Raw genomic sequence first — 21,820 nt, 5'->3', positions numbered from 1 at the left:
CATTGTGGGCCTCGGCTCTAAAGTGCCGCCATGCGAATTTGGCACTGGGTGTTGCTTGCCGCACTGGCCGGGCCGGCCCGCGCCGACCCCGGTTACTACATCGTCACCCTCTATGACCAGGCCGGTCGCGTGGGCGCCGAGCTGCGCTACTGGACCGTGAAGCCGCCGGGCGAAGGCGCGACGCTCTGGCCCGAACTGGGCCTGAGCTACGGCGTCAATACGCGCTGGACGACGCGGCTGCTGGCGAGCTGGGAGGGCGAAAGCCTCGGCGGCGCCACGCTGGACAGCTGGAACTGGATCAACGAGGTGCTGCTGACCCAGGGCGAGAAGCCCTATGACCTCGCCCTCCACGCCCAGCTCGTGCGCAACCCCGGCGACCGGACCCATGCGCTGGAGCTGGGCCCCGTCTGGCAGACCGACCTCGGCCGCCTCAAGCTGAACGCCAACGCGTTCTGGGAGTACGACAGCGGCCGGCGCGACACCCGGCTGAAGCTGCAGTGGCGCGGCGTCTATCGCGTCGCCCCCGGCTGGCGGCTGGGCGCCGAGGGCTTCAGCGAGGTCGGGCGCTGGAACGACTGGCTGCCGCATGCGCGCCAGTCCCACCGCGCCGGGCCGGCCCTGCTGGCCACCTTGTGGGACGAGGGGCCGGACACCGTGACGCTGAACACGGCCTATCTGTTCGGCAAGACCTACGGCCGCCGCGGCGACATGTTCACGATGCAGCTGCAGTGGCTGCGTTGATGTCCGCCTCGTCGCACGCCGCCACCGTGCGGTTGCGCCCTGCCCGCTTGGCCTCGTAGAGAGCCCGATCCGCCGCAGCCAGCAGGTCGGCAAAGCTGGTCGCGCCGGGCGGCAGCATGGCCAGGCCGGCGGACAGCGTCGCGCCGACGGTGCCGCCCTCGGGCGTGATGAAGGGCGCCTCCTGCACCATGTGGCGGATGCGCTCGGCCACCTCGCGGGCGCCGGCGAGGTCGGTGCGGGGCAGCAGCACGACGAACTCCTCGCCACCGTAGCGGGCGGCCAGGTCGCCGGTGCGCAGCGAGCGCAGGATCAGACCGCCGACCTGGCGCAGCACCTCGTCGCCGACCGGGTGACCGTGGCCGTCGTTGATGGCCTTGAAGTGGTCGATGTCCAGGAACAGGCAGGCCAGCGGGTAGCGGTGGCGCACGGCCTGGCTGAACTCGATGAGGCTGCGGTGGTCGAAGTAGCGGCGGTTGTGCACGCCGGTCAGGCCATCGGTCATGCCGGCGCGGCGCAGGCGCTCGCGGTTGAGCATGCTCTCGATGGCGATGGCCGCGATGGCCGCGAGCCGGTCCAGGAACTTGGTGCCCGAGGCGGCGTCGTAGCGCTCGGGGTCGCGCGAGCCCAGGTGCAGGCCGCCGATCAGCAGGCCCTGGCGGATCAGCGGCAGCAGGGCTGCCGAGCGCACGCCGGCGTCGGCCTCGAAGGCCGCGGGCAGCAGCCCGGCGTCGGGGCCGGGCCCGATCAGCCGGGTCGTGCGCGCGGCGCCGAACAGCTCCCTCAGCGGACCGTGGCCGTCCAGCAGCCGCGGCGCCTTGGCCATGGGCAGCGTCGGCAGCGAGCGGCGCAACTCGTCGTCCACGTCGACCAGCCAGAGCTCGGCGGCGTCCAGCCCGAAATCGGCGCGGCAGTCGACCAGCAGCAGGTTGACCAGTTCCTCCATCGAGCTCACCGCGATGAGGCGGCGCTCCAGCGCGTCGAAGCGGTCGAGCTTGCGCTCGTTGGCGTGGGCGGCGTCCAGCAGCGACTGCAGCCGGTGGCGCAGTTCCTGGACCTGCGCCTGGGCTTGGGTGTCGGGCGACGAGCTCATAGCGGCGCGATTGTCGCGGTACTGCGTGAAAAAAAACGCAGCCCACCCGTGAGTGGGTCCGTGAACGAAATCTCGCGGGCGACGAGTTGCAGCGGCGCATCGAAGCGCGGCGGGTTCTCGTGCGGCTGCAGCACCGGGTAGATGCGGTCGCCGACGATGGGCAGGCCCAGCGCGTTCATCTGCGCGCGCAACTGGTGGCGCGCGCCGGTGTGCGGGCGCAGCTCGTAGCGGGCCAGGCCGCCCGCGAGCGGCTCGACGAGATCGATCCAGGTCTCGGCGTTGGGCTCGCCCTCGACGACCTGCATCTGCATGAAGTTCTCGCCCGCGGGCTCGGCCAGGCGGTGATGCACGGTACGCGGCCAGGGGCCGTCGCCCCGCGGCGCGATGGCCTCGTAGACCTTGGCGACGCTGCGTTCGCGGAACAGCTGGTGGTAGGCGTCGCGCTCGTCGCGCCTGACACCGAACACGACCAGGCCGGCCGTCTCGCGGTCCAGCCGGTGGATGGGGATCAGGTCCGCGAGGCCGGTCGTGTGGCGCAGCCGCGCCATCAGCGTCTGACGCGCGTACAGGCCGCTGGGCGTGACCGGCAGGAAGTGGGGCTTGTCCGCCACCAGCAGGTGCTCGTCCTGGAAGACGATGCGCGCGTCGAACGGCACCTCGGGCTCGGCTTCCAGGTAGCGCCAGTAGTAGACGCGGCGGCCGGCGCGGTAGGGCGCGTCGGCGATCGCGCGGCCGTCGTCGTCCACGACGTCGCCGCGCGCGATGCGCTCGGGCCAGTCGAGCACGCGCGGCAGGCGCTCGTTCAGGAAGGCCGCGAAACTCGGCCAAGGGCCGGCCGGGCAGAACACCGCGCTGGCGGCGACGCCGTCGCGCAAGGGCAGCGCGGGCTTGGGAGGACGACTCACTCGATGCGCGGCCCGCCGCGGGCGCGTTCGTCCATGTAGGCGTTCAGGCGCTTGAGGTCGGCCGGGTCGACCCTGTCGCCGCGCCACTCCCGCACCCAGGCCTCGCGGTCGGGCTCGCGGGCGAGGGCGCGCACGGCCGCATCGATGGCCTCGATCCGGCGCCGGCCCTCGGGCGTGCGGCTGCAGGACACGGTGGCCACCAGCGTGCTCAGGCCCTCGGCCACCGGCAGCGCGACGAGGGCATCGGGGTCGCCGATCCGCTTGAGGTAGTCCTTGACGATGGACGGGTACTCCAGCGTGTAGTCCATGCGGCCGGCGCGCAGCATGTTCAGCAGCTGGCTGCTGAGCTGGGCGCCGACGGTCATGCGCGGCACGGCCTGCTGGGCGAGCTGGTTGTCGATCTGGGCGCCGTAGGCGCGGTCGCGCGCCAGCAGCAGGTGCAGGTCATCGCGCTTGAGCAGCTCGGCGAGCACGAGGCGACCATCCCCGGGCCGGCCCTGGTTCATACGCGCCAGGGACTCGCGGCGCACGACGACGTGGATCTCGCGCGAGATCAGCGGCGGGTAGAGGTGGGAGAAGTAGGCCCAGGTCATGCGCGCCGGCGTGCGCACATGCAGCGTGGAGCAGAGCGTCTCGCCGCGCCGGCTCTCGGCTTCGTAGCGCGCCGTGCTGGCCGCGACGAACTCGTGCCGGTAGCCGGGCATGCGTGCCAGCAGCAGGCGCATGAAGCCGTCCACCTCGCCGTTGCCCAGCTCGGCCACCGAGCGCGGCGCATGGCCCTGCACGAAGCTGAAATGCGGCGGCATGTCCTGGGCCACCCAGCGGATCGTCTCGATGGGCGGTGCCGCCCGGGCCACACCAATGGCCAGCAGGGCCACCAGGGCCCGGCCCCGGCGCATGCTCAATCGCCCTCGACCCATTCCATGCGCGCGCCCAGCTCGCCGATGTGCTCGACGAAATTGGGATGGGCGCGGCGAATAGGCGTCGCATTGCGGATCACGCTCTTGCCCGGGATGCTCGCCGCCACCATCAGCAGCGCGATGGCGACGCGGATGATGTAGGGGCTCTCGACCTCGGCCGGGCTCAGCGGCTTGCCGCCGAAGGTGATCATGCGGTGCGGGTCGCTGAGGAATGCGTGGGCGCCGAACTTGGCCAGTTCGCTGGTCCAGCCCATCGCGCCGTCGTAGACCTTGTTCCAGAACATCACGCTGCCCTCGGCCTTGACGCCCAGGGCCACGAAGATGGGCAGCAGGTCCACCGGCACATAGGGCCAGGGCGCCGCCTCGACCTTCTGCAGGATGTTGCGCGTGAAGGGCTCCTTGACCTTCAGCGGGCCGTTGGCGTGCACGCTGCTCCAGCCGTCCTCGTGCCTGACCTGCACGCCGAACTTCGCGAAGGTGCGGTCCAGCAGCGGGAACATCTCGGGCGCGCCGTTCTTGACCTGCACATTGCCGCCGGTGATGGCGCCCAGGGCCAGGAAGGTGACGATCTCGTGGAAGTCCTCGGTGAAGCTGTAGTCGGCGCCGCCGAGTTCCTGCACGCCGGTGATCTTCAGCTTGGAGGTGCCGTGGCCTTCGATCTTCGCGCCCAGCAGGGACATGAAGTTGCAGAACTCCTGCACATGGGGCTCGCTGGCGGCGTTGGTCAGCGTGGAGACGCCGTCGGCCAGGGCCGCGCAGAGCACGAAGTTCTCGGTCGTCGTGACGGAGGCGTAGTCCGTCCAGTGCGCATTCGCAGTCAGCGGGCGGTGCACGCGCAGGATCAGGCCGTCGGGCAGGCGCTCGACCTGGGCACCGAAGCGCTCGAACACCTCGACATGAGGGTCGATCTCGCGCGCGCCCAGCGTGCAGCCCTTGACGTCGTCCTCGATGCGGGCCGCGCCGAAGCGCGCCATCAGGCCCGGCACCAGCATGATGGAGGAGCGCATCTCCTCGGGCAGGCGGTCGACGTTGGGGTCGAAACGGGTGTGCTCGTGGTGGACGTCCAGGATGCCGGTCTTGAAGTCCAGGTCGACCTTGGAGCCGAGCTTGCGGAAGACCTCGACGATCTTCTTCACGTCGGTGATCTCGGGCACGCCGCGCAGGCGCACGGGCTGACGGGTCAGCAGCGTGGCGCAGAGGATGGGCAGGACGGCGTTCTTGTTGGCCGAGGGGGTGATGCGGCCGGAGAGGGGCGTGCCGCCGTGGACGATCAGATGGGACATCGAATGAGGAGATTTCGGTGCGCGCAAGCGACGCGCGTCGGCATTGTCGGCGTTTGCGGCAGCGCGCACCCGCGGCGGCCCGGAAGCTTTGCTCCGCGCCGGGGGAATCATGCCGGCCGCCCTGCATGGCGGCCGCCCTTCGGCAGGCGTCGAACAGGCCGCAGGGCCTGTTCTCGATCCGGCCTCAGTCCTCCGCGGCCGGGTCCAGACGCCGTGCCCGCGCCAGACGCCAGGCGTCCGCCGGGTCGGTGAAGACGGCTTCGGCCGTCGTGCCGGTCTCGCGGGCCTGCGCGTCGATGGCGATGCGCTTGTCGAAGACATAGCACTCGCCCTGCCAGTCCTGCGCGGCGTCGGGGAAGGTTTCGAGGAAGTTCAGGATGCCGCCGTCCAGCTGCGCGACCTTCAGCCCCTGGGCCTGCATCCAGGCCGCCGTCTTCTCGCAGCGGATGCCGCCGGTGCAATACATCGCGACCGTCTTGCCCTGCCATTCGTCGCGGTGCGCCTCGACATAGGCCGGGAAGTCGCGGAAGTGGGCCACGCCGGGGTCGATGGCGCCGCGAAAGCGCCCCAGCCTGAACTCGAAGCTGTTGCGGTTGTCGAGCACGACGGTGCCGGGCTCGGCCAGCAGTTCGCGCCAGCGCTGCGGGCTGACATGGGTGTCGGTAGCGTCGCGGCCCCTGACGCCAGGGATGCCGAAGGCGACGATCTCGCGCTTGACGCTGACCTTGAGCCGGCTGAAGGGCAGACGCTCGCAGGCGTTGTGCTTGAAATGCAGGCCGGCAAAGCCGGGCTGCTGCTGCAGCGCGGACTCGAAGCCGGCCAGCGTGTCGGCCGGCCCGGCGACGGCCGCGCTCAGACCCTCTTCGGCCACCAGCACGACGCCGCCCAGGCCCTGGGCCGCCTGGCGCAGCCAGCCGGCGAAGGCGGCGGGATCGGCCAGCGGCGTGAAGCGGTAGAAGGAGCTGTGGAGCAGGGACATCGGCCCGGATTGTCCGCGCTGACCCTAGGCTGCGCGCCGGAGGTGCGCTCCTAGAATCCCCGACCCCCTACGGCCCAAGCCCATGTCCGATCGACTCAAAGTCCTGCCGCAGTACCTGATGCCAAAGCTCGCGATGACGCGCCTGGCCGGGCACTACGCGTCCAAGCCGATGGGCGGGCTGACGACGTCCACCATCCGTCGCTTCGTCGCCCGCTACGGCGTGAACATGGCCGAGGCGGCCGAGCCGGACATCGGAGCCTACAAGACCTTCAACGACTTCTTCACCCGGGCGCTGAAGCCCGGCGCGCGGCCGCTGGCCAGCGCGTCGCTGATCTGCCCGGTGGACGGCGCGATCAGCCAGGTCGGCCGCATCCAGGGCGACCAGGTCTACCAGGCCAAGGGCCAGGCCTTCTCGACGGCGGCCCTGGTCGGCGGCGACACGGCGCTGGCCGCGCAATTCCAGGACGGCCTGTTCGCCAACCTCTACCTGAGCCCCAGGGACTACCACCGCATCCACATGCCGGCCGCCGGCCGCCTGCTGCGCATGGTGCATGTGCCGGGCGAGCTGTTCTCGGTGAACCCGACGACGGCGCGCGGCGTGCCGGGGCTGTTCGCGCGCAACGAGCGGCTGGTCTGCGTGTTCGACGACGACGCTTTAGGCCGCTGGGTGCTGGTGCTGGTGGGCGCCACCATCGTCGGCAGCATGGCCACGGTCTGGCATGGCCAGATCAAGCGCGAAGGCCCGGTGCGCGAGTGGACCTATGCGCCGGGCCAGGCGACGCTCGCCCAGGGCGACGAGATGGGCCGCTTCCTGCTCGGCTCGACCGTCGTGATGCTGTTCCAGAACAGCGGCCTGCAGTTCAACCCGGCCTGGCAGCCCGGCGGCGCGGTCCGCATGGGCGAGCTAATGGCCCGATGAAGGCGCGCTGAGCAAGGCCCCCGCCGCGTCCGCGCCCAGCGGGCGCCCCAGCAGCCAGCCCTGCAGATGCGTGCAGCCCAGGCGCTCGACCTCGGTCGCCTGCAGCTCGGTCTCCACGCCTTCGGCCACCACGGTCAGGCCCAGCGCCTCCGCCAGCACGCAGGCCGCGCGCACGATGGCGCCGGCCGAGGGCTCGGGCAGCGGGTCCACCATGCTGCGGTCGAGCTTGAGCGTCGTGATCGGCAGGCGGCGCAGCAGCGTCAGCGAGCTCTGGCCGGTGCCGAAGTCGTCGAAGGCCACGCCCACGCCGGCCTCGCGCAGCCGTGCCAGTTGGGGCAGCACGCGGTCCATATGGGTCATCGCGGCGGTCTCGGTGATCTCGACCTCGATGCTGGCCGGGGCCAGGCCATGCTCGCGCACCAGGGCCAGCAGCCAGTCGGCGAAACCCGCGTCCTCGAACTGCAGCGGCGACACATTGACCGCCACCGGCAGCACAGCCAGGCCCTGCTGCTGCCAGGCGCGCAGCCGCCCGGCGGCCTCGCGCAGGATCAGCGCGCCCAGCGTCACGATCTGGCCGGTGCGCTCGGCCGCGGGGATGAAGTCCGCCGGGCTGACGCGGCCCTGCCCCGGCCGCTGCCAGCGCACCAGGGCCTCGAAGCCTGCGAGGCGCCGGCTGCCGGACGCGAACTTGGGCTGGTAGTCGAGCTGGAACTCACCGCGCTCGATGGCCACGGCCAGGGCCTGCTCGATCTCCAGCAGGCTGCCGGCACTCGCCGCCATCGCGGGCTGGAAGATCACGGCCGCCGCGCCGGGCAGCTGCTTGGCCTGGTGCATGGCCATGTCGGCGGCGCGCAGCAGCGCCGCGCCATCCCGGCCATGGGCCGGGAAGCGCGCGATGCCGACCGACAGATGCACATACAGCGCGCGGTGGCCGACGGCAAAAGGGGCGGTCAGCAGCGCGAGCAGCAGCTGGCCGGCAAGCTGCGCGGCCGCGTCGTCGTCGATGCCGGGCTGCAACAGCAGGAACTGGTCTTCACCCAGGCGGGCCAGCAGGGCCTCGGGCGGTAGGGCTTCGCGCAGCCGCCGGGCGATGGCCTGCAGCAGCGCGTCGCCGACCTCGTGGCCCAGGCTTTCGTTGACGAGCTGGAAGCGGTCCAGGTCCGCCGACAGCAGCGCAAAGCCCGGGCCGCCGGGCCGCGTCAGCTCGGCCAGCCGGGCCAGCGCCGCATGGCGGTTGGGCAGGTCGGTCAGCTCGTCGTGCAGGGCCTGGCGCCGCAGCGCCTCGGTGGCGCGCTGGCGCTCGGTGTCGTCCAGCATCAGCTCCAGCAGGGCCGGGCCACCCTCCCACTCGATGTAGCTGGAGCTGCCGCGCAGATAGAGGGCGCTGCCGTCGCGCCGGCAACGCTCGCCCTCCCAGGCGGCATGGCCGCGGCGCCGTTGCAGCAGGGCCGTGTAGCGCGCCTGCACGGCGTCGGCATCGGCCGCGGCGATCAGCGGTGCGATGGCACCCACCTGATCCACGCCGTCGAAGCCGAACATCGCCAGCGCCGCCGGGTTCGCATAGACGGCCCGGCCGTCGCGCAGCACGACCAGCCCCTGCATGGACTGCTCGTAGAGCTGGCGCAGCCTTGCGTTGACACGCTCGGTCTCCTGGTGGGCGCGACGCACCGACAGCAGGATCAGCGCCATCGCCAGCACGCCCTGCACATAGGTGCCGAAGACGTGGGTGAGCACCGAGCGGGCCAGCGGGTCCAGCAGCGGGCCGCTGAGGTGCACGAGGCCGGAGGCGAAGAAGCAGGCGGCGACGAAGCGCTCGCCCGCCTCGCCCATCCGCCACAGCCAGGCACCGGCCAGCCAGGCGCCGCCCGCGAGGATGAGGGCACCGGCGATGACGCCCAGGCGCTGCTGCGCCAGGGCCAGCCCGAGGATGGCGGCGAGCAGCAGGCCGAACACCGGCAGCAGCAGGCGCCAGGACCAGGGCCGGCGGGCATAGTGGGCGGCACCGGCCAGCTGCAGCGCCAGCGACGCGATGATGACGGCCGTGGCCACGGTGGCCTGCAGGCGGTAGTGCAGCGACTGGGTGTCCGCCGGCGCGAGGGCCACGCCGAGCGCCAGGCCGGCCGCGAGGCAGATGTGGCTCCAGCCCCATTCGCCGATGTGGCGGTGTTGCGGCTCCAGCCGGGCCAGCACCAGCAGCGTGGCGCCGAGCAGCGCGATCAAGCTGGTGCTGATCAATAACAACCCGGTCATGGGCACATCCTAGCCAGGATGCGCCTGGCGCGGGCGCGTCTGTGGGGCACTTGCCTCGTCAGAACTCCGGACGAACGTCCCGCGTGACCAGAGGCCAGTGGTCGCTGCGCCAGGGCGAAGCCGGCAGGCCGGCGCCGTCCACGAGGTTGGCCTCCAGCGGCGTGTCGGCCCAGGCATAGCGCACGGCGGCGGGCCGACGCACCGCGTCGCTCGACAGGCGCACGCGGTCGCGGCCGACGATCTCGGCCCGGGCGGGTTGGAAGCGCTGGTCCTCGCCCGCCAGCGCGAAGCCCAGCAGCGGGCCGCCGCCGCGCGTGGCCAGGCCGCCGGCCACGTCGGCAAAGCGCAGCTCGATGCGGCCGTCGGGCAGGAAGCGGCTGGATTTCAGCGTCGGCCCGCGGAAGGGCATGGCCCGGCCATAGGACTGCACCAGCGCGATGCGTGCCAGACGCTCACCCACCGTGCGCTTGTCGCGCGGGTGGATGTCGTCGGCGTCCCCCACGTCGATGCTGACGGCCATGCCGGTGCCGGGCACCCGGGCGGCCGTCTGGCGCTGGGCCTCGCGCAGCTCGGCGAAGGCGCTGCCCTCGGGCAGCGGCGGGCGCGGGCCGTAGGAGGCGAGCTGCACGAAGTAGAAGGGCAGCAGCCCTTTCTGCCCCTGTTCGCGCCACTGTGCCCGCCAGTCGCCGATGAGGCGCGGGAAGGCCTGGGCATAGCGTGCCGCGCGCGGCGCATTCGTCTCGCCCTGGTACCAGATGACGCCGCGCACCGCGAAGGGCGTCATGGGGCTGACCATGCCGTTGAACAGCAGGCCGGGCAGGTCGTTGGGGCCGGGCTCGGTGAGGGTCTGCAGGGCCTCGACGCGGGCCCGCCAGCGGCCGGCGAGCGGCCTGGGGCCGGCCGCGGTGTCCAGGCGCAGCTCGGTGGCCGGGCCATGGATGCCGCCATCGCCGCCGGTGTCGGTCACGCGCACGGCGACGAGGTTGTCGCCTGCATGCAGCAGACCGGCAGGCAGGGCGTAGGCGCGCGGCTGGTCCCAGCCGCAGGTCTGGCCGACGGGGTGGCCGTTGACGAAGCTCTCGTCGCAGTCGTCGACGCGGGCCAGGTGCAGCGTCGCCGCGCCGGCGGCCTCGGCGGCCGTCAGCGTGACGTGGCGGCGCAGCCAGATCCGGCCGTCCAGGCCGGGCAGACCCTGGGTCTCCCAGACCTGGGGCGCGTTCAGCGTCGGCCAGCCACTGTCGTCCAGCGCGGGGTCGGCGCCGTCCACCGCGCTCGGCGCATCGCCCTGGAAGCGCCGCACGCGCTCCAGGATGATGCCGCGGCGGCGCTGCACGAAGGCGGCCTCGTCGGTGGGCATCGTGCGCATCGTGCCGGCCAGATCGGGGTCGGCCGCGGCGGCGCGCGGGCTGGTCCATGTTTCGATAGGCGTGCCGCCCCAGCTCAGGTTCAGCAGGCCGATGGGCACGCCGGTCTCGGCCTGCACGCGGCGTGCGAAGTGCCAGGCCACGGCGCTGAACTCGCCGGCCGCTGTGGGGCTGCTGATGTCCCAGGCGAGCGGCGGCGTATCGCGCAGCGGCGTGAGGCTGGCGCGGTGCGGCATCCTGGCGTGGCGGATTCGCGGCAGATCGGCCGCGGCGACGTCGGCCGCGGCGCCGAGGGTGTCGGCCAGTCGCCACTCCATGTTGGACTGGCCGGCGGCGACCCAGACATCGCCGATCAGCACGTCGGCCAGCAACCGCTGATCGGCCCCGGCGCTGACGCGCAGTTCATGCGGGCCGCCAGCCTTCAGCGGCTTCAGCGTCGCCTGCCAGCGGCCGTCCTGCCCGGCCTGAGCGCCTGCCTCGCCGCCGGCGATCTGTACCCGCACGCGCTGACCCGGCTCGGCCCGGCCCCAGATGTGCAGCGGCGCATCCCGCTGCAGCACCATGTGATCGCCGAACACGCCGGCCAACTCCAGCGCCTTGGCATGGAACGTGGCTAGCAGGGCCAGGAGCGGGAGGGCCCTCATCACCACTCCAGAACCGCGAAATCTGCCCACCGGACGCTCGGCGCGGGGCATTGCCGGTCCGCCTGCGACCGAGCACTGGAGCCTCGGCGCGAAGACAGGCGCGCCGCCGGCCTGCACAACCTCGACGTCGCGGACAGGTGGCGCGTCAACGCGACGTGGAATTCGTATTTCGATGGTTTTCACAGCCGGCCTGATTGAGGGCGCGCCGCGAGTTGACAAGCCGCCAACCCTGCTCGACACTGAAATGGAACCGGCTCCACTTTAACAGCAAAGGAGACATAGCGTCATGACGAAAGAGATGCTCCAACATGCGAGCCAGACCATTCCTGTGCGCGTGACCTTGCTTGGCGGCCTGATGACCGCCGCGCTGTTGGTAGGCTGCGGCGGCGGGGGCGCGCCCTCACCATCCCCCGCTCCAGCTCCAGCTCCAGCTCCAGCTCCAGCTCCAGCTCCAGCTCCAGCTCCAGCGCCAATACCGACAGGCAGCGCGGCCGACATCTGGGTGACCACGCCAGACCAAACGTCCCTGCTGGCCCAGCAAACGCCGCTGCCGATCTACACCGGCGCTGCGGCCGGTGCGGCCATCGCCGTGGACGCGACACAGACCTATCAACGGATGGTGGGTTTTGGCGCCAGCATCACCGACGCCGCGGCCTACGTCATCCAGCGCACCATGAGCGCTGGCCAGCGCGATGCGCTGCTTGCAGACCTGTTCGGCCCGCAAGGCAATCGGTTCAATTTCGTGCGCATCCCGCTGGGCGCGTCTGACTTCTCGCAGACGCAATACAGCTATGACGATATGCCGGCCGGGCAGACCGACCCCACGCTGGCCGCCTTCTCCATAGCGCCCGCCAAGCAGAACGTGCTGCCGACGGCGCGCGCCGCACTGGCGCTCAATCCGGATCTGACCGTGATGGCCACGCCCTGGAGCCCGCCCGGCTGGATGAAGAGCACGGACTCCCTGATCCAGGGCACGCTGAAGACCGAAAGCTACGACGCCTTCGCGCGCTATCTGACCAAGACGGTCCAGGCCTTCGGCGCCGAAGGGGTAACGGTGGATTACCTCAGCCTGCAGAATGAGCCGGACTTCGAACCCACCGACTACCCGGGCATGAGGCTGAGCCCACAGCAGCGCATCAGCCTCGTCGGCGACTATGTCGGGCCGGCCCTGCGCACGGCGGGCCTGCCCACCAAACTACTCGAGCTGGATCACAACTGGGATCTGGCTGCACAGGCCACTACGGTGCTGGCCGATACCAAGGCAGCCGGCTTCATCGGCGGCGTGGCCTGGCACTGCTACCGGGGCGACGTCAGCGCCCAATCCACCGTGCACGATGCCTTCCCGGGCTTCGGCACCTTCTTCACGGAATGCACTGGCTTCGAAGGCGCGCCGGGTTTCGGCAACACGCTCGCCTACAACATGCGCACGCTGATGATCGGCGCGACGCGCAACTGGGCGCAGGGCGTGCTGCTGTTCAATATCGCGCTGGACGAAAACCATGGCCCACACACGGGTGGCTGCACTGACTGCCGCGGCGTTGTCACCGTCAACAGCGCGACGGGCGCCGTGACCAAGAACGCCGAGTTCTACGCGCTGGGCCACCTGAGCCGCTTCGTGCAAAAGGGCGCCAAGCGCATCGCTTCCACCAGCGTGGGCACGGTGCTTTCCGTTGCCTTTGCCAACCCCGACGGCACGACCGTGCTACTGGTGTTCAACGACAGCAGCGTCGCCAGCAATGTTTCGGTGAACGCGGCGGCGGGCAACTTCTCGCTGACCTTGGCCGCCCAGTCGGCCGCCACCATGCGCTGGAAATAGGCCGCGGACAGGCCTGCCCCGACCGATAGGTCGCATGCGAGGTGACGCCCTCAGGGCCTGCACGAATCGCATCCGGCAAGAACATTGGAATCGATTCCAATGTTGCCCGCTGCGCGCGCTCGGAAACGGGTCCGCGTGCCGGCGGGCATCACCTCGAGCAAGCGCAAACGCGCAAACAACGGAGACAAACACATGTTCAATTTCCGCAGGTCACTGGTCCCACCACTCCTGGTCGCCGCCCTTGCCGGCCTCACGACATCTGCGCACGCGACACTGCCCATGCTGCGCACCAGCGGCCGCAGCGTCGTCGATGCGGCCGGCAACGTCGTGCCGCAGCGCGGTCTGAACCTGGGCGGCTGGTTCGTCATGGAGAAGTGGATGAGCCCGCTGGACAGCGGCTCCCTGCCCGACACCTACAGCGTCATGCGCACGCTGAACAGCCGCTTCGGCGTCGCGGCGCAGCAGGCGCTGCTCAAGACCTACCAGCAAAGCTGGATCACGGCCTCGGACCTGGACAACATCAAGGCTGCGGGCTTCAACACCGTCCGGGTGCCCGTCTGGTGGGGTCAGTTCTACCCATTGGACAACGTGTCCAACAGCGGCTGGCGTGCGGACGCCTTCGACATGCTGGACTGGCTCGTCGACGCCTGCGCCCAGCGTGGCCTCTATGTCGTCATCGTCATGCACGGCGCGGTAGGCGGCCAATCCGCCTCCGACACGACCGGACAAGCCAACCTCAACACCTACTGGACCGACGCCAACAACCAGGGCAACACGGGCTTCATGTGGTGGCAGATCGCCAACCACTACAAGGGCAATCCGACCGTCGCAGGCTACGACCTGCTCAACGAGCCCACCGGCGCACCCAACGCCGCCGCGGTCATCTCGGCCTACGACAGCCTCTACAGCACCGTACGCTCCGCCGACCCCGACCATATCGTCTACATCGAAGGCACCTTCGGCAACTGGAACTGGGACATGCTGCCCTCGCCGGCATTGCACAACTGGACCAACGTGGTCTATCAGATGCACGAGTACCAGTATTCGAACATGAGCGACGCAAGCGTGCGCGCCGGCGCCGACAAGCAGGTGGCCGACTTCAACAACCACGCTAGCTGGAACGTGCCGGCCTACATCGGCGAGTTCAACGACTTCGGCAACGGCGCCACCACCTGGCAGTACACGGTCGACACCTACAACAACGCCGGCCTAAGCTGGACGATGTGGTCCTACAAGGCCACGCACGGCCTGCCGACCGACAGCTGGGGCTTCTACGACCCGACCTACTGGCCACAGACGCCCGATATCTCGACCGACTCGCAGGCCACCATCGCATCGAAGTGGGCCCAGTGGACGACGGCCAAGTCATTCGCGAAGAACCCGGCCCTGGGCATCGATGGCGGCGGCGTCAACGGCCGCGGTGGCATCGCCACCGGCACCTGGTTCAACGTCGTCAACGTCAAGAGCGGCCTGTGTATCGACGCCGCCGGCTGGGGCACGGCGAACGGCACGGTGCTGCAGCAGTGGGCCTGCGGCAGCAACCAGAGCAACCAGGGCTGGCAGTTCCAGGCGGTCAGCGGCGGCGTGCGCAAGGTGGTCAGCCGCGGTGCGCCCGGGGAAGTCTGGGACGTGACCGGCGCGGCCACCACCAACGGCTCGCCCACGCAGCTCTGGGCCTATGGTGGCGGCGGCAACCAGCAATGGACGCCCGTGCTGCGGGCCGACGGCTACTACCAGTTCGTCGGGCTGGCCAGTGGCCGTTGCCTGGCGGTGGCCGGCGGCGCCACCACCAATGGCGCCGGGCTGCAGATCGCCGATTGCGATGGCAGCGCCCAGCAGGGCTGGAAGCTGGCCGCCCAGCCCTGAGGCCGGGACGGTTCGCGGCGGCGGCTCAAGCGACCGCCGCCGATGCCGACGGGACCGCGCGCAGCAGTGTTCTCGTCACCACACGAATGTCACCACGCCACTGGCCGGCAGCTCGTAGGCGAAGCGCCGGCCCGGCGCCTGCACCGTGAAGCGGTGCGCCGCGGCACCCGAGTTGCAGACGATGAGCACGGTGCCGCCATCGGGGTTCGTGAAGGCGACATGGTCCAGCCCCGCCGCACCCCCTTCTGAATCCACGCGCCACGCGCCTTGGCGCACGAAGCGGCTGGCGTGGCCGAAGGCGTAGTACTCGATGTTGCGCGTGACACTCCCATCCTTGGGGTCGATGGTGACGACACCGCGACAGTCGGTGCAACCGCCGGTGTGCGGGCCGTGGGCCGGATCCAGGGCCAGGTTCCACATCAGCACGCCACGCGCACCGTGGCGGGTGCCGCCGATGATGAGGTTGCGCGTGATCCAGGGCAAGGTCTCGGCCCAATGCGGCTTCCAGTCGCCACCCGAACATTCGGTCAGCCAGACGTCCAGTTCGGAAAAGTGCCCGGCCACCTGCGACTGTGCAGACACGTCGCCGGCATAGCAATGCCAGGCGATGCCCGACACGTATTGCCGCGCCGTCTTGTCGGCAAGCATCGACATCGGGCTCCAGGGCTCGTCCCAGTTGTGGTCCCACTCCAGCAACTGGGTCTTCATGCCTTTGCTTCTCAGCAGCGGGCCGAGGTGCTGGCCGACGATGGCGGCGCGCGCGGCCGGCGGCAGGCGCATGCCGGGGTAGTCGCCGGGCTCGAAGTGGGGCTCGTTCTGCAGCGTCAGCGCGAAGACGGGCACACCCTCGGCCTGCATGGCCTCGACATACTTCACCATGTAGCGGGCGAAGGCGCCGTAGAACTCGGGCTTGAGCCGGCCCTGCACGAGGCTGCCGCCGGTCTTCATCCAGCCCGGCGCGCTCCAGGGCGAGGCCATGACCTGCAGCGCCGGGTTCAGCGCCAGGGCCTGCTTCGTCAGCGGGATGACGTCGGCCCGTTCGGGGTCGAGCGAGAAGTGCTTCAGCTCGGGGTCGACCTGGCCGGGCGGCATGTCGTCCAGGCTGTAGTGGTGGCGCGAGAAGTCCGACGCGCCGATGGTCAGCCGCGTGAACTCGAAGCCGATGCCCTCCCCCTCGCGCGTGAACAGCTCGCGCATCAGCGCGTCGCGCTGGGCCTCGTTCATGCCGTGGCGGATCAGCCAGGCCGAGCCTTCGGTGAGGGCCGCACCGAAGCCGGCGATCTTCTGGTGCCGGCGCGCGGGGTCGATGCGGATGACGGCGCCCGCAGCGGCCGAGGGCGTGGCGACCTCGCTGGGCACGAGCAGGTGCTGGCGGTCGGCCGTGGTCAGGAAGGCCTGTACAGGTGAGGCGTTGGCAACGCCGACGCACGCGGCCGTCAGGGTCAGGAGCAGTGTCTTCATGGTTTCTGGCTGGGAGCCACGCAGTGGGCGGCAATGAAGTCGGCATGGGCCGGCATGACGGCGACGCAGCGGCGCACGACGTCGCGGGTGTTGTCGACGAAGGCCTGCACGCGCTCGCCGGCGCTGAGCCCGGCCAGCGGATGGGCGTGGCGAGGGCGCAGCCCCTGGCCAACGAGGACCTGCAGCCAGCTCGGCTCGGAAAACAGCTCCTGACCCCGGCGCAGGATGTGACCATGGCTGGCAAACCGCGCCATGCGGGCCTGCAGCGCCTCGGGCACGGCCATCTCGCGGCAATGGCGCCAGAAGGGAGAATCGTCGCGGCGCGTGAGCTTGTAGTGCAGGATGACGAAGTCGCGCACCGCCTCCATCTCGGCCGCCGTCTGGCGGTTGTATTCGGCGATGTCGGCGGGCTCGGCCCGGTCGCCCGGGAAGATCTCGATCAGACGCAGCACGGCGCTCTGGATCAGGTGGATGCTGGTGGACTCCAGCGGCTCCAGGAAGCCGCCCGCGAGGCCGATGGCGACACAGTTGCCAACCCAGGCCTCGCGCCGGCGGCCGGCGCGGAAGCGGATCAGGCGCGGTTCAGCGAGGGGCTCGGCCTCAAGGTGGCGCAGCAGGGTCTCACGCGCCGCCGCCTCGTCGACGAAGGCGCTGGCGAAGACATGGCCGTTGCCGGTGCGCTGCTGCAGCGGGATGCGCCATTGCCAGCCGGCCTCGCGCGCCGTCGCGCGGGTGTAGGGCAGCAGCGGCCCGCTCGGCGGTGTGGGCACGGCCCAGGCGCGGTCGCAGGGCAGCCAATGCGACCAGTCCTCGAAGGCGACGCCCAGGGTCTTGTCGATCAGCAAACCATGCAGGCCCGAGCAATCGATGAAGAAGTCGCCTTCGACGACCTCGCCGTCTTGCAGCCGCAGGCGGCGGACGCCGCCGCCGTCGCGCTCCACATGCGTGATGCGGCCTTCGACGCGCTGCACGCCGCGGGCCTCGGCGTGACGGCGCAGCAACGCGGCATAGCGCGCCGCGTCGAAATGGAAGGCGTAGGCGATCTCGGCCAGCGGCGAGCCGGCCATGTCGGGCCGCGGGCGCATGAAGCGGCCGGCCAACGCGGCCTGGTTGTTGATCGAGTATTCGGCCAGAGGCAACGCGGCGCCCAGGCGCAGCCAGTGCTGGTGGAAGGGCAGTTCGTCCAGCGACCGACCGACGTCGCCGAAGGCATGCATATAGCGCTCGCCCAGGGCGCCCCAGTCGAAGAACTCGATGCCGAGCTTGAACGTGCCGCCGGTCTCGCGCAGGAACTCGTCCTCGTCCAGGCCGATCAGCGCATTGAAGCCGCGGATGGGCGGGATGGTGGCCTCGCCGACACCGACGATGCCGATCTCGTCGGACTCGACGAGCCGCAGCGTCCAGCGCGCCGCGCCGTCCTTGCCGAGCAGCCGTGACGCCAGCGCCGCCGCGCTCATCCAGCCGGCGGTGCCGCCGCCGACGATGACGATGCGGCGCTCGCCGTTCACAGCCTTTGCTCGCTGCCGGCGTCGAAGATGCTCAGCCGGGACTCGTCGAGATCGAAGGCCAGCGTGTCGCCCGCCGCGACGCGGCGGCCGTCGTGCACGAGGGCCGACAGGCCCTGCCCGCCGAGCGTCATCCAGACGACCTGATGGTTGCCCATGGGCTCGACGAGCTGCACCGTGGCGCGCCAGCGGCCGTCGTCCTGCAGGCGCAGATGCTCGGGGCGGATGCCCAGCACGACGCCCTGCCCCGCCCCGACCTTGCCCGCCGGCAGGCGCAGCGGCAGCGCGCCATGCAGCGACACGCCATCGGCGGCCACGGTGGCCGGTACGAGGTTGATGGCCGGCGCGCCGAGGAAGCCGGCGACGAAGAGGTTGGCCGGCGTCTCGTAGACCTCGGCCGGCGTGCCGATCTGCTGGATGACGCCGCCCTTCATGACGACGATACGCGAGGCCAGCGTCATCGCCTCGACCTGGTCGTGGGTCACGTAGATCATCGTGCTGCCCAGCGTCTGATGCAGCAGCTTCAGTTCGCGGCGCAGTTCGGCGTCGAGGTTGGACAGCGGCTCGTCGAACAGGAAGACGCCGGCCTCGCGCACCAGGGCCCGGCCGATGGCGACGCGCTGGCGCTGGCCGCCGGAGAGCTGGGCCGGCTTGCGGTCGAGCAGCGGCGTGAGCTGCAGCATCCGCGCGGCCTTGTCTACGCGCCGTGCGATCTCGGCCTTGGGCGTGCCGGCCACGCGCAGGCCGAAGCTCATGTTCTTCTCCACCGTCATCGTCGGGTAGAGGGCATAGCTCTGGAAGACCATGCCGATGCCGCGCTCCGAGGGTTCGGCCTCGGTCATGTCCCGGCCGCCGATATGGATGCGGCCGCCGCTGACGGCTATGAGGCCGGCGATGCTGTGCAGCAACGTGGACTTGCCGCAGCCCGAGGGGCCGAGCAGCACGAGGAACTCGCCTTCGTGCACCTGCAGGTCCAGCCCCTTGATGACCTCGTTGTGGCCGAACTTGATGCTCAGGCCCTGGATGTTCACACCACTCATTTCACTGCACCTGCGGCGATGCCGCGAACGAACCAACGACCCGAGACGAGGTAGACGAGCAGCGGCACCGCCGACGTCAGGATGGTCGCGGCCATGTTGAGGTTGTAGAGACGCTCGCCGGTCGTCGTGTTGATGACGTTGTTGAGCTGCACCGTCATCGGCAGGTTGTCGCGGCCGGCGAAGGTCAGGCCCAGGATGTAGTCGTTCCACACGCCGGTGATCTGCATGATGGCCGCGACGATGAGCATGGGCGTGGACATCGGCAGCACCAGCTGCCCGAAGATGCGCCAGAAGCCGCCGCCGTCCACCCGCGCCGCCTTGAACAGCTCGCCCGGCAGGCCCGCGTAGTAGTTGCGGAACAGCAGGGTCATGATGGGCATCGCGAAGACGATGTGCACGAACACGATGCCGGGCAGGCTGCTGTAGATGCCGACGGCGGCCTCCAGCTTGACGAGCGGGTAGATCATCACCTGGATGGGGATGAAGGCACCCAGCATCAGCGTGCCGAACAGCCATTCGCCGCCCCTGGGCTTCCACCAGGACAGCGCATAGCCGTTGAGGGCGCCGAGCAGGATGGGCAACACGACCGAGGGCAGGGCGATGCTGACGGAGTTCCAGAAGCCGCCGCGCACGCCCTCGCAGCTGACGCCGGTGCAGGCCTCGCTCCAGGCTGCCCGCCAGGCGTCGAGGGTGATCGCCGACGGCAGCGCGAAGATCTGGCCGAGGCGGATCTCCTCCATGCTCTTGAACGAGGTCGTCAGCATCACGTAGAGCGGCAGCAGGAAGAAGGCCGCGGCGAACCCCAGGAAGGCGTAGACACCGACGCGGGCCCAGGCCTGGGTGGCTTTGCGCGTGCTCATGCGTGGCCTCCCCGGGCCTGCTTTCGGCTGCGCACATAAACCAGGGGTGCCACAAGCGCCAGCACGGTGATCAGCAGCATGACCGCGCCGGCCGAGGCCAGCGCGAGGTTGGCGCGGCCGAACAGGTGATCCATGATGAACTTGGCCGGCACGTCGCTGGCCGTGCCGGGGCCGCCCTGGGTCATGGCCACGACGGTGTCGAAGACCTTGACGACGCCGGTGGCCAGCAGCGTGAAGACGGTGGCCAGCGTCGGCGCCATCATCGGCAGCACGATGGACAGGTAGACGCGCCAGGCCGGGATGCCGTCCAGCCGCGCGGCCTTCCAGATCTCCTCGTCGACGCCGCGCAGGCCGGCCAGCATCAGCGCCATGACCAGCCCCGCCCCCTGCCAGGTGCCGGCGATGACGACGGTGTAGATGACCTTGTCCTGATCGACGATCCAGTCGAACGTGAAATCCTGCCAGCCCAGCTGCTGCATCGCGTTCTGCAGGCCGCTGTCGGGGTTGAGCACCCATTGCCAGACCAGGCCGGTCGCGACGAAGGACATCGCATAGGGGTAGAGGAAGGCCGTGCGCAGCACGCCCTCGCCACGCACCTTCTGGTCGATGAAGACGGCAAGCAGGAAGCCGATGACCATGGCCGCCGCGATGTAGAGCACGCCGTAGACGGCCAGGTTGTGGATGGCGAGCTGCCAGCGCTCGTTGTCCAGCAGGCGCTCGAACTGCTGCAGGCCGACGAAGTCGCCCTTGGGGAAGGTGCGCGACGTGGACATCGAAGTCCGTAGCGTCCACAGCACGGTGCCGACATAGCCGACGAGAACGATGACGGCCAGGGGCAGCAAGGCCCCCCAGGCCGCGAGACCGCGACGCTTCATCCTCAGTTCCTCAGCGCAGCCACGATGTCCTTCTGGACCTTCTCGACCGGGATGTTGCGGTTCCAGTAGCCGGTCAGCACGTCCTGCAGCGCGCCGTTCTGGTCGGGCGTGATGTAGATCTCGCCGTTGCCGAGCTGGCGCGACTTGTCCTTCATCGCGGCCACGCCCATCTGCGCGCAGAGGTCCATCTTGCTGGCGTCCACGTCGGTGCGGATGGGGATGGAACCCTTCTTGATGCTGAAGGCCACCTGCGTGGCTGGCTGGGTGATGACGCTGGCCAGCAGCTGCTGGGCCTTGACCTGGTCGGGCTTGTCGGTCTTGGGGAAGACCATCACGTCGCCCTGCACGATGTAGGGCGCATGCGGGCCGAAGCCGGGCGCACAGCCGTAGTCCCTGCCGGCCTCCTGACGGGCCTGGGCGAACTCGCCCTTGGCCCAGTCGCCCATGATCTGCACGCCGGCGCGGCCGCTGATGAGCAGGGCCGTCGCGTCGTTCCAGTTGCGGCCCGGCGAGCCCTTGTCGGTGTAGCCCTGCAGGCGCTTGAAGGCGAGCAGCACTCGTCTGAAGTCCTCGCCCATGATGGCCTTGGGGTCGCGGTCGCGGAAGACCTTCAGGTAGAGCTCGCGGCCGCCGTAATGGGCCAGCACGGCCGTGAAGACGATGCCGTCCTGCCAGGGCTGGCCGCCGTGGGCCAGGGGCACGAGGCCGGCGGCCTTGAGCCTGTCCAGGGCCGTGAAGAGTTCGTCGAAGCTCCTGGGCTCTTCGATGCCGGCCTTCTTGAAGGCGGCCTTGGAGAACCAGAACCAGGTCATGTTGTGGATGTCCACCGGCGCCGCGTAGTAGTGGCCCTTGACCTTGATGGCCTGCAGCACCGTCTCGGGCAGGAACTTGTCCCAGCCGTCGCGCTGGGCCACCGCGTCGACGTTGTTCAGCATGCCCTGGTCGACGATGTCGCGGAACTGCTGCGTCGTGTTGAACTGCGCGGCCGTCGGCGGGTTGCCGCCGGCGATGCGGTTGATGGCGACCGAGCGGGCCTGCTCGCCCAGCGCGACGGCCGTGTCCACCCAGACGCCGCCTTGGGCGCGATAGGCCTCGGCCAGCGTCTTGACGGCGGCGGACTCGCCGCCCGAGGTCCACCAGTGGATGACCTCGGCCTTCAGCGCTTGAGCGGTGGCGGGCAGGGTTGCGGCGGCGAGCGCGGCGGCGGCCAGGGCATGGCGGGCGGTCTTCATCTTGTCTCCGGATCTTGTGGGGCGAGCGCAGTGTCACCCGGCGCGGTTCAATGCGCCTGAGGGAGAACCC

General features: G+C 70.2%; 17 protein-coding genes. 4 read left to right on the top strand and 13 right to left on the bottom strand.

The features are described 5' to 3' along the window. Window positions 1-30 precede the first annotated feature (30 nt). Window positions 31-741: a hypothetical protein gene (locus tag EV671_RS00405; protein WP_132569047.1), complete on the top strand. Its 711-nt coding sequence runs from the start codon at window positions 31-33 to the stop codon at window positions 739-741. Here EV671_RS00405 and EV671_RS00400 read toward each other — a convergent pair. The 5 genes from EV671_RS00400 to trhO all read right to left on the bottom strand — a co-directional run bounded on the left by EV671_RS00400 (window position 713) and on the right by trhO (window position 5,918). Beyond that, window positions 713-1,831 carry a GGDEF domain-containing protein gene (locus tag EV671_RS00400; RefSeq protein WP_132569046.1) on the bottom strand — a complete coding sequence of 373 codons (1,119 nt, stop codon included), beginning with the start codon at window positions 1,829-1,831 and terminating at the stop codon, window positions 713-715. The genes EV671_RS00405 and EV671_RS00400 overlap by 29 nt on opposite strands. Beyond that, complete coding sequence (locus EV671_RS00395) at window positions 1,828-2,736, bottom strand: pseudouridine synthase (protein ID WP_132569045.1); 909 nt, start codon at window positions 2,734-2,736, stop codon at window positions 1,828-1,830. The genes EV671_RS00400 and EV671_RS00395 overlap by 4 nt, the downstream gene beginning before the upstream one ends. After that, window positions 2,733-3,635, bottom strand: a complete 903-nt coding sequence (locus EV671_RS00390) for a TIGR02285 family protein (protein WP_243655536.1) — start codon at window positions 3,633-3,635, stop codon at window positions 2,733-2,735. The genes EV671_RS00395 and EV671_RS00390 overlap by 4 nt, the downstream gene beginning before the upstream one ends. A 2-nt stretch (window positions 3,636-3,637) precedes the next feature. Continuing rightward, window positions 3,638-4,939 (bottom strand): UDP-N-acetylglucosamine 1-carboxyvinyltransferase, encoded by a 1,302-nt coding sequence (locus tag EV671_RS00385; RefSeq protein WP_132569043.1) that lies wholly within the window; start codon window positions 4,937-4,939, stop codon window positions 3,638-3,640. A 184-nt stretch (window positions 4,940-5,123) separates the two neighbouring features. Next, window positions 5,124-5,918 carry an oxygen-dependent tRNA uridine(34) hydroxylase TrhO gene (gene trhO, locus EV671_RS00380; RefSeq protein WP_132569042.1) on the bottom strand — a complete coding sequence of 265 codons (795 nt, stop codon included), beginning with the start codon at window positions 5,916-5,918 and terminating at the stop codon, window positions 5,124-5,126. An 82-nt stretch (window positions 5,919-6,000) separates the two neighbouring features. Here trhO and asd point away from each other — a divergent pair, with 82 nt between their 5' ends. Beyond that, the gene (asd, locus tag EV671_RS00375) at window positions 6,001-6,837 is read left to right on the top strand and encodes an archaetidylserine decarboxylase (protein WP_132569041.1); all 837 of its coding nucleotides are present in this window, start codon (window positions 6,001-6,003) and stop codon (window positions 6,835-6,837) included. Here the strand turns inward: asd and EV671_RS00370 are convergent. After that, window positions 6,823-9,087, bottom strand: coding sequence for a putative bifunctional diguanylate cyclase/phosphodiesterase (locus EV671_RS00370; protein WP_132569040.1), 2,265 nt, complete (start codon window positions 9,085-9,087; stop codon window positions 6,823-6,825). The genes asd and EV671_RS00370 overlap by 15 nt on opposite strands. A gap of 58 nt (window positions 9,088-9,145) precedes the next feature. Next, window positions 9,146-11,095: a sialate O-acetylesterase gene (locus EV671_RS00365; protein WP_132569039.1), complete on the bottom strand. Its 1,950-nt coding sequence runs from the start codon at window positions 11,093-11,095 to the stop codon at window positions 9,146-9,148. A gap of 502 nt (window positions 11,096-11,597) precedes the next feature. On the opposite strand from EV671_RS00365, the gene EV671_RS00355 reads away from it, so the two are divergent. Both EV671_RS00355 and EV671_RS00350 read left to right on the top strand, forming a co-directional pair. Next, window positions 11,598-12,911: a glycoside hydrolase family 30 protein gene (locus EV671_RS00355; RefSeq protein WP_207911058.1), complete on the top strand. Its 1,314-nt coding sequence runs from the start codon at window positions 11,598-11,600 to the stop codon at window positions 12,909-12,911. Window positions 12,912-13,190: 279 nt separating this feature from the next. Further along, on the top strand, window positions 13,191-14,777 hold the full coding sequence (locus EV671_RS00350) for a ricin-type beta-trefoil lectin domain protein (RefSeq protein WP_207911057.1): 1,587 nt from the start codon (window positions 13,191-13,193) through the stop codon (window positions 14,775-14,777). A gap of 75 nt (window positions 14,778-14,852) precedes the next feature. On the opposite strand, the gene EV671_RS00345 is transcribed toward EV671_RS00350, so the two are convergent. From EV671_RS00345 to EV671_RS00320, 6 genes are read right to left on the bottom strand one after another with little or no spacing between them, the layout of a single operon-like run. Beyond that, window positions 14,853-16,238, bottom strand: a complete 1,386-nt coding sequence (locus EV671_RS00345; protein WP_132569036.1) for a glycoside hydrolase family 30 protein — start codon at window positions 16,236-16,238, stop codon at window positions 14,853-14,855. Next, window positions 16,235-17,746: a tryptophan halogenase family protein gene (locus EV671_RS00340; RefSeq protein ID WP_277592354.1), complete on the bottom strand. Its 1,512-nt coding sequence runs from the start codon at window positions 17,744-17,746 to the stop codon at window positions 16,235-16,237. Before EV671_RS00340 ends, EV671_RS00345 begins: the two co-directional genes overlap by 4 nt. Further along, the gene (locus EV671_RS00335; RefSeq protein ID WP_132569035.1) at window positions 17,743-18,783 is read right to left on the bottom strand and encodes an ABC transporter ATP-binding protein; all 1,041 of its coding nucleotides are present in this window, start codon (window positions 18,781-18,783) and stop codon (window positions 17,743-17,745) included. Before EV671_RS00335 ends, EV671_RS00340 begins: the two co-directional genes overlap by 4 nt. Beyond that, a complete protein-coding gene (locus EV671_RS00330; RefSeq protein WP_132569034.1) occupies window positions 18,780-19,643 on the bottom strand; it encodes a carbohydrate ABC transporter permease in 864 nt (287 codons plus the stop codon). Before EV671_RS00330 ends, EV671_RS00335 begins: the two co-directional genes overlap by 4 nt. Further along, a complete protein-coding gene (locus EV671_RS00325) occupies window positions 19,640-20,518 on the bottom strand; it encodes a carbohydrate ABC transporter permease (RefSeq protein ID WP_207911056.1) in 879 nt (292 codons plus the stop codon). The genes EV671_RS00330 and EV671_RS00325 overlap by 4 nt, the downstream gene beginning before the upstream one ends. 2 nt (window positions 20,519-20,520) lie before the next feature. Next, window positions 20,521-21,750, bottom strand: coding sequence for an ABC transporter substrate-binding protein (locus EV671_RS00320; RefSeq protein WP_132569033.1), 1,230 nt, complete (start codon window positions 21,748-21,750; stop codon window positions 20,521-20,523). Window positions 21,751-21,820: the final 70 nt, after the last annotated feature.

It is taken from the genome of Roseateles saccharophilus, from assembly GCF_004342485.1.
Lineage (GTDB): Bacteria > Pseudomonadota > Gammaproteobacteria > Burkholderiales > Burkholderiaceae_C > Pelomonas > Pelomonas saccharophila.
The sequence above is the reverse complement of the archived record's forward strand: the minus strand, read 5'-3'. Positions and strand labels throughout refer to the sequence as shown.